The organism is Citrobacter sp. Cpo015, from assembly GCF_030333035.1.
GTDB lineage: Bacteria > Pseudomonadota > Gammaproteobacteria > Enterobacterales > Enterobacteriaceae > Citrobacter > Citrobacter portucalensis.
The window spans coordinates 961,838-969,116 of sequence record NZ_JAOWGS010000037.1; the positions used below are offsets into that span (position 1 = coordinate 961,838).

The 7,279-nt window shown below is 51.9% G+C and carries 6 protein-coding genes, 1 tRNA gene and 2 other RNA genes (1 of these 9 only partly in view); 6 read left to right on the top strand and 3 right to left on the bottom strand.

Annotated features, from left to right (window positions below; translation table 11 throughout):
• The first annotated feature begins 348 nt into the window (after window positions 1-348).
• The 6 genes from putP to phoH all read left to right on the top strand — a co-directional run bounded on the left by putP (window position 349) and on the right by phoH (window position 6,690).
• Complete coding sequence (gene putP, locus OGY67_RS20325; RefSeq protein ID WP_032942939.1) at window positions 349-1,857, top strand: sodium/proline symporter PutP; 1,509 nt, start codon at window positions 349-351, stop codon at window positions 1,855-1,857.
• Window positions 1,858-2,070: 213 nt separating this feature from the next.
• Window positions 2,071-2,904, top strand: a complete 834-nt coding sequence (gene efeU / locus OGY67_RS20330) for an iron uptake transporter permease EfeU (protein WP_003036041.1) — start codon at window positions 2,071-2,073, stop codon at window positions 2,902-2,904.
• Window positions 2,905-2,962: 58 nt separating this feature from the next.
• Window positions 2,963-4,090 (top strand): iron uptake system protein EfeO, encoded by a 1,128-nt coding sequence (gene efeO, locus OGY67_RS20335; protein ID WP_286574440.1) that lies wholly within the window; start codon window positions 2,963-2,965, stop codon window positions 4,088-4,090.
• Between the two features lie 5 nt (window positions 4,091-4,095).
• Window positions 4,096-5,379 (top strand): iron uptake transporter deferrochelatase/peroxidase subunit, encoded by a 1,284-nt coding sequence (gene efeB / locus OGY67_RS20340; RefSeq protein WP_008784328.1) that lies wholly within the window; start codon window positions 4,096-4,098, stop codon window positions 5,377-5,379.
• Between the two features lie 247 nt (window positions 5,380-5,626).
• A complete protein-coding gene (locus tag OGY67_RS20345; RefSeq protein ID WP_172111178.1) occupies window positions 5,627-5,923 on the top strand; it encodes a hypothetical protein in 297 nt (98 codons plus the stop codon).
• Window positions 5,902-6,690: a phosphate starvation-inducible protein PhoH gene (gene phoH / locus OGY67_RS20350; RefSeq protein WP_032942942.1), complete on the top strand. Its 789-nt coding sequence runs from the start codon at window positions 5,902-5,904 to the stop codon at window positions 6,688-6,690. The genes OGY67_RS20345 and phoH overlap by 22 nt, the downstream gene beginning before the upstream one ends.
• Window positions 6,691-6,832: 142 nt before the next feature.
• Here the strand turns inward: phoH and OGY67_RS20355 are convergent.
• The 3 genes from OGY67_RS20355 to OGY67_RS20365 all read right to left on the bottom strand — a co-directional run.
• Window positions 6,833-6,969: non-coding RNA, RtT sRNA (locus tag OGY67_RS20355), on the bottom strand.
• Between the two features lie 44 nt (window positions 6,970-7,013).
• A non-coding RNA gene (locus OGY67_RS20360) (RtT sRNA) lies at window positions 7,014-7,151 on the bottom strand.
• A gap of 44 nt (window positions 7,152-7,195) precedes the next feature.
• Window positions 7,196-7,279: transfer RNA gene (locus OGY67_RS20365), tRNA-Ser, on the bottom strand; it runs 123 nt beyond the window's last position.

Sequence of the window (7,279 nt, forward strand, 5' to 3'; positions counted from 1 at the left end):
CAACCGTGTTAAATGTGACTTGGTTTGCAAGCTTGGAAATGAATGAAATGTTAATAAATGTGAGTCTTATGATGTGGGCTGTAAAAATTACAGAATCTTTTTCTCTGCGGTAGTTAACACTTTTAAAAGGTGCAACCGAAAAAAATGTGAGAGAGTGCAACCTACAGAAAAATGCTATCTACTCTGGATCAAATTTGATGTAAATGGTGTGTTAAATCGATTGTGAATAACCATCGCTTCCGGCAGGATACGGTCGCCCTGGTCAACATAGATATCTTTGCCACGTTCCGGCAGGGTAATAAAACGGCAAGCCACGGCATTGCTGATACATAATTTTGGAGAGTTTTGATGGCTATTAGCACACCGATGTTAGTGACATTCTGTGTCTATATTTTTGGCATGATATTGATAGGGTTTATTGCATGGCGTTCAACCAAAAACTTTGACGATTACATTCTGGGTGGACGCAGTCTGGGTCCATTCGTGACCGCGTTATCCGCCGGGGCATCTGACATGAGCGGCTGGTTGCTGATGGGTCTGCCTGGCGCGATTTTCCTGTCGGGGATTTCAGAAAGCTGGATCGCCATCGGCCTTATTTTGGGCGCCTGGATCAACTGGAAGCTGGTGGCCGGACGTTTACGCGTACACACCGAATACAATAACAATGCGCTGACGTTACCGGATTACTTTACCGGTCGCTTTGAAGATAAAAGCCGAATTCTGCGTATTATCTCCGCGCTGGTTATTCTGCTGTTTTTCACCATCTATTGTGCTTCCGGTATTGTGGCAGGGGCTCGTCTGTTTGAAAGCACCTTTGGCATGAGCTACGAAACAGCACTGTGGGCGGGCGCGGCCGCGACGATCATTTATACCTTTATTGGTGGTTTCCTGGCGGTTAGCTGGACCGATACCGTCCAGGCCAGCCTGATGATCTTTGCTTTGATCCTGACGCCGGTGATGGTAGTCATTGGCGTGGGTGGATTCGACGATTCGCTGGAAGTGATTAAACAAAAGAGCATTGAGAACGTGGACATGTTCAAAGGGCTGAATTTTGTTGCCATCATTTCCCTGATGGGCTGGGGTCTGGGCTACTTTGGTCAGCCGCATATTCTGGCGCGCTTTATGGCTGCAGATTCCCACCATAGCATCGTTCATGCTCGCCGCATTAGCATGGCCTGGATGATTCTGTGTCTGGCAGGTGCTGTGGCCGTGGGCTTCTTTGGTATTGCTTACTTTAACAACAACCCACAGCTTGCCGGTGCCGTTAACCAGAACGCCGAGCGTGTGTTTATTGAACTGGCGCAAATCCTGTTCAACCCGTGGATTGCCGGTATTCTGCTGTCTGCTATCCTCGCTGCGGTTATGTCGACCCTGAGCTGCCAGCTGCTGGTGTGCTCCAGCGCAATCACCGAAGATTTGTACAAAGCGTTCCTGCGTAAAAATGCCAGCCAGAAAGAGTTGGTGTGGATTGGCCGCATCATGGTGTTGGTCGTGGCGCTGGTGTCTATCGCGCTGGCGGCGAACCCGGAGAACCGCGTACTTGGTCTGGTAAGTTACGCCTGGGCGGGCTTCGGCGCTGCGTTTGGTCCGGTAGTCCTGTTCTCCGTAATGTGGTCGCGTATGACCCGCAACGGCGCGCTGGCAGGGATGATCATTGGTGCGGTGACGGTAATCGTCTGGAAACAGTTTGCCTGGCTGGGTCTGTATGAAATCATCCCGGGCTTTGTTTTCGGCAGCATCGGTATTGTGGTCTTCAGCCTGTTGGGTAAAGCGCCTTCAACTGCTATGCAGCAACGTTTTGCCGAGGCTGATGCGCATTATCACTCAGCTCCGCCATCGCGTTTACAGGCAGAATAATCTGCCTCAGTCTTCAAGCCCGCCGCGTGCGGGCTTTTTTATTGCTTCCGTTGTAAACCTGCTATAACCATTACCCGCCTGGCTTTTTACATTCAGTCATCATTCTCAAAACATTCTTCTTGAGTTTTTCTTTGCTGTAATGATAATCACTATCACTGTAATTTACTTTTCTTTTCATCAATTGACTGAGAATAACGTTTAAGGGTTCTTCGCATGTTTGTTCCATTTCTAATTATGTTGCGCGAAGGGTTAGAGGCCGCGCTGATTGTCAGCCTGATTGCCAGCTACCTGAAACGGACTCAGCGTGGTCGATGGATTGGTGTGATGTGGATTGGTGTTCTGCTGGCGGCGGCGTTATGCCTGGCGTTAGGGATTTTCATCAACGAAACCACCGGTGAATTTCCGCAAAAGGAACAGGAGCTTTTTGAAGGCATCGTGGCGGTCATTGCCGTGGTGATCCTCACCTGGATGGTGTTCTGGATGCGTAAAGTTTCGCGCAACGTCAAAGTCCAGCTTGAACAGGCTGTCGATAACGCGTTGCAACGCGGCAACCATCACGGCTGGGCGCTGGTGATGATGGTCTTTTTTGCTGTTGCCCGTGAAGGGCTGGAGTCGGTGTTCTTTCTACTGGCAGCATTCCAGCAGGATGTAGGTATCTGGCCGCCGTTAGGCGCGATGCTCGGGCTGGCTACCGCGGTGGTTCTGGGTTACCTGATTTACCTCGGCGGTATTCGCCTCAACCTCGGGGCATTCTTTAAATGGACCAGCCTGTTCATTTTGCTGGTGGCTGCCGGTCTTGCCGCTGGGGCAATCCGCGCTTTCCACGAAGCCGGGTTGTGGAATCATTTTCAGGATGTGGCGTTTGACCTGAGCAGCGTGCTGTCGACGCATTCACTGTTTGGCACATTGATGGAAGGCATTTTCGGCTATCAGGAAGCGCCAAGCGTTAGTGAAGTCGCTGTCTGGTTTATCTACCTGATTCCGGCGTTGATTATGTTTGCGTTACCGCCGCGTTCAGGCACTACGGCATCGCGTACCGCACCTTGATAAAAACGCGATGCAGAATACTTTTTAGTTACAACATACTTATTTATAGGGATAGGTTATGACGTTTAATTTTCGCCGTAGTGCGCTGCAGCTAGGTATCGCCGCGCTGTTTGCCTCCGCTTTTAATGCACAAGCTGCCGATATTCCGCAGGTGAAAGTCACGGTTAACGACAAACAATGTGAACCGATGACTATCACGGTTAATGCCGGGAAAACGCAGTTCATCATCCAGAACCATAGCCAGAAAGCGCTGGAGTGGGAGATCCTCAAAGGCGTTATGGTGGTTGAAGAGCGCGAAAACATTGCACCAGGCTTTAGCCAGAAAATGACCGCTAACCTCCAGCCTGGCGAATATGATATGACCTGCGGTCTGTTGACTAACCCGAAAGGCAAACTGATCGTAAAAGGTAGCGCAATGGCGGATGCCGCGCAAAGCGATGCTCTGCTGAGTCTGAGCGGCGCGATTACCGAATACAAAGCCTATGTGACAGCCGAAACCGCACAGTTGGTTGCGGGCACTAAAGCCTTTACCGATGCGATTAAAGCAGGCGATCTGGAAAAAGCAAAATCCCTGTATGCGCCAACCCGTCAGCACTACGAGCGTATTGAACCGATTGCTGAACTGTTCTCCGATCTCGACGGCAGCATTGATGCGCGGGAAGATGATTACGAACAAAAAGCCGCCGATCCGAAATTTACCGGCTTCCATCGTCTGGAAAAGGCGCTGTTTGGTGACAATTCCACCAAAGGTATGGATAAGTACGCCGACCAATTAAACAGCGATGTTCTTGACCTGCAAACGCGTATTAGCGAGCTGGCTTTCCCACCGTCTAAAGTTGTTGGCGGGGCAGCAGGACTGATTGAAGAAGTTGCTGCCAGCAAAATCAGTGGGGAAGAAGATCGCTATAGCCATACCGATCTGTGGGATTTCCAGGCCAACGTCGATGGTGCGCAGAAAATTGTCGATCTCTTGCGTCCTCAGTTGCAAAAATCCAATGCTGAACTGCTTGCGAAGGTGGATGCGAACTTCAAAAAGGTCGATACCATTCTGAGCAAGTACCGTACCAAAGACGGCTTTGAAACCTATGACAAACTGACTGATGCCGATCGTAATGCACTGAAAGGGCCAATCACGACGCTGGCGGAAGATTTGTCGCAATTACGCGGTGTTCTGGGTCTGGATTAAGCACTATGCAGCAAGATAATGAAAACGGCGTGAGCGAACCGTCACGCCGACGTTTACTGAAAGGGATGGGCGCCCTGGGTGGGGCGCTGGCGCTGGCGGGTGGGTGTCCGGTTGCCCACGCGCAAAAACCACAAAGCGCGCCGGGCACGTTGTCTCCGGATGCACGTAGTGAAGCGCAGCCGTTTTATGGTCAGCATCAGGCGGGGATCCTGACGCCGCAGCAGGCATCAATGATGCTGGTGGCGTTCGATGTTCTCGCCAGCGATAAGGCCGATCTTGAGCGTTTATTCCGGTTGCTGACCAGCCGATTTGCGTTTCTGACCACCGGTGGACCGGCGCCGGATACGCCGAATCCGCGTCTCCCCCCTATGGATTCAGGTATCCTCGGCGCATACATTGCGCCAGACAACCTGACGATGACGTTGTCAGTCGGCTCCTCGCTGTTTGATGAACGCTATGGACTGAAATCGCAGATGCCGAAAAAGCTGCAAAAAATGACCCGTTTCCCGAATGATTCGCTGGATGCGGCGCTGTGCCATGGCGATGTGCTGCTGCAGATTTGTGCCAACACCCAGGACACCGTCATCCACGCGTTGCGCGATATCATTAAACATACGCCCGATCTCCTTAGCGTGCGCTGGAAACGTGAAGGTTTTATTTCCGACCACGCCGCACGTAGTAAAGGCAAAGAGACCCCGGTCAATTTGCTTGGCTTTAAAGACGGCACCGCGAATCCGGACGCTACGGATGCGAAGTTGATGCAAGACGTGGTGTGGGTTACGGACGGGCAGGGCGAGCCTGCCTGGGCGCAAGGCGGAAGCTATCAGGCCGTCAGGCTCATTCAGTTTCGCGTTGAGTTCTGGGATCGTACACCGCTGAAAGAGCAGCAAACGATTTTTGGTCGCGATAAACACACCGGCGCACCGCTGGGTATGCAGCATGAGCATGATGTGCCTGACTATGCCAGCGATCCTGAAGGCGAGGTGATTGCGCTCGACAGCCATATCCGTCTCGCAAATCCGCGTACGAAAGAGACCGACTCCAGCCTGATGATGCGTCGTGGCTACAGTTATTCGCTCGGTGTGACTAATTCCGGTCAACTGGATATGGGGCTGTTGTTTGTCTGCTATCAACACGATCTGGAAAAAGGTTTTTTGACAGTGCAGAAACGTCTGAACGGTGAAGCGCTGGAAGAATATGTCAAACCGATTGGTGGGGGATATTTCTTTGCTTTGCCGGGTGTTAAAACTGCAGATAATTATCTGGGACAGTCTCTGCTTGAAGCCTGATGATTATGCCCCGCAGTACAGCGGGGTTTTTCCTGACATCTTGATGAAGGAACAAACTATTTTTTATGATCGGTATGCGACTGAAATAATTCTGTCATCTTTCTGCAAGAGACTGTCTCTGGTGATAAGATAGAATTTAAGTTAACAACAAGTAAAAATATTGTTGCATTAGCGAAAGGTTATGATGTACTTATAAGTAATAGCGGTAGTTCCCGGCGGTGATTGTCATTCACTATGGAGATCGCGAATGGAAAAGTCCTGTATTGGACACGTTTTTCACAGTAACAGCAGTACCTTACGCGGACGTTTCTCTTCCGGTAGCCTCCTCGTCACCGCTAAATCTCTCTCTCATTCACTTCTTATCTTCGCAACTGACGCCCTGTACGGTGCGCGTAGCTGTGCGTGGCGTCTTATCCGAAAGCAAGCAATGGCTTACAAGGAAGCCAACCCTCAGATGTTCGTGCGCATAATCGTGCCGCCAACGGCGCGTGTGATGTATACCTACAACTCAAGGTGCTATCCATGGGAAGACAAAAAGCAGTGATCAAAGCTCGTCGTGAAGCAAAACGTGTGCTGAGGCGGGATTCGCGTAGCCATAAGCAACGTGAAGATGAATCGGTCACCTCGCTTGTGCAGATGGGCGGCGTAGAAACGATTGGTATGGCGCGTGACAGTCGCGACGCCTCGCCAATCACGGCGCGGAATGAAGCTCAGGCGCACTACCTGAATGCTATCGAGAGTAAACAGCTGATCTTCGCCACCGGTGAAGCCGGGTGTGGTAAAACCTGGATCAGCGCGGCAAAAGCAGCAGAGGCCCTGATCCATAAAGATGTGGACAGGATCATTGTAACCCGTCCAGTTCTGCAAGCTGATGAAGACCTCGGCTTCTTACCTGGAGATGTTTCCGAGAAGTTTGCTCCCTATTTTCGCCCCGTGTATGACGTGCTTGTCAAACGGCTGGGAGCCTCCTTCATGCAATATTGCCTGCGACCTGAGATTGGTAAGGTGGAAATCGCGCCGTTCGCCTATATGCGTGGACGTACCTTTGAAAATGCAGTGGTCATTCTTGACGAGGCTCAGAACGTCACTGCTGCGCAAATGAAGATGTTTTTGACCCGCCTCGGGGAGAATGTGACGGTGATTGTGAATGGGGATGTGACCCAGTGCGATCTACCAGCCCACGTTCGCTCAGGGCTTAGCGATGCGCTGGCCCGTTTCGAAGAAGATGAGATGGTTGGGATTGTTCGTTTCAATAAAGACGATTGCGTCCGCTCTGCGCTCTGTCAGCGGACGCTCAACGCTTACAACTGATAAGTACTCCGTCTTCAAGGCCCGGGAAACCGGGCTTTGTTGTTTGACGCCAGTACATGACCGGTCGGGGCTTCTCATCCCCCCGTAGATGTGCAACATGCGAAAAAAAGCCCGTACTTTCGTACGAGCTCTTCTTAAAATATGGGGGTGAGGGGGGGATTGACTCGCTTCGCTCGCCCTTCGGGCAGCCCACTCACTCCGTTCGCGGTCTGTCCAGCTGGCTGCGCCAGCAGTCGAACCTCGGTCGGGGCTTCTCATCCCCCCGCAGGTGTGCAACATGCGAAAAAAAAGCCCGTACTTTCGTACGAGCTCTTCTTAAAATATGGCGGTGAGGGGGGGGATTGACTCGCTTCGCTCGCCCTTCGGGCAGCCCACTCACTCCGTTCGCGGTCTGTCCAGCTGGCTGCGCCAGCAGTCGAACCCCGGTCGGGGTTTCTCATCCCCCCGCAGATGTGCAATATGTGAAAAAAAAGCCCGTACTTGCGTACGAGCTCTTCTCAAAATATGGCGGTGAGGGGGGGATTGACTCGCTTCGCTCGCCCTTCGGGCAGCCCACTCACTCCGTTCGCGGTCTGTCCAGCTGGCTGCG

Excerpts from the sequence above, each read along its gene's own strand:
- putP (WP_032942939.1), top strand. The coding sequence starts at position 349 with ATGGCTATTAGCACACCGATGTTAGTGACATTCTGTGTCTATATTTTT.
- efeU (WP_003036041.1), top strand. The coding sequence starts at position 2,071 with ATGTTTGTTCCATTTCTAATTATGTTGCGCGAAGGGTTAGAGGCCGCG.
- efeO (WP_286574440.1), top strand. The coding sequence starts at position 2,963 with ATGACGTTTAATTTTCGCCGTAGTGCGCTGCAGCTAGGTATCGCCGCG.
- efeB (WP_008784328.1), top strand. The coding sequence starts at position 4,096 with ATGCAGCAAGATAATGAAAACGGCGTGAGCGAACCGTCACGCCGACGT.
- OGY67_RS20345 (WP_172111178.1), top strand. The coding sequence starts at position 5,627 with ATGGAAAAGTCCTGTATTGGACACGTTTTTCACAGTAACAGCAGTACC.
- phoH (WP_032942942.1), top strand. The coding sequence starts at position 5,902 with ATGGGAAGACAAAAAGCAGTGATCAAAGCTCGTCGTGAAGCAAAACGT.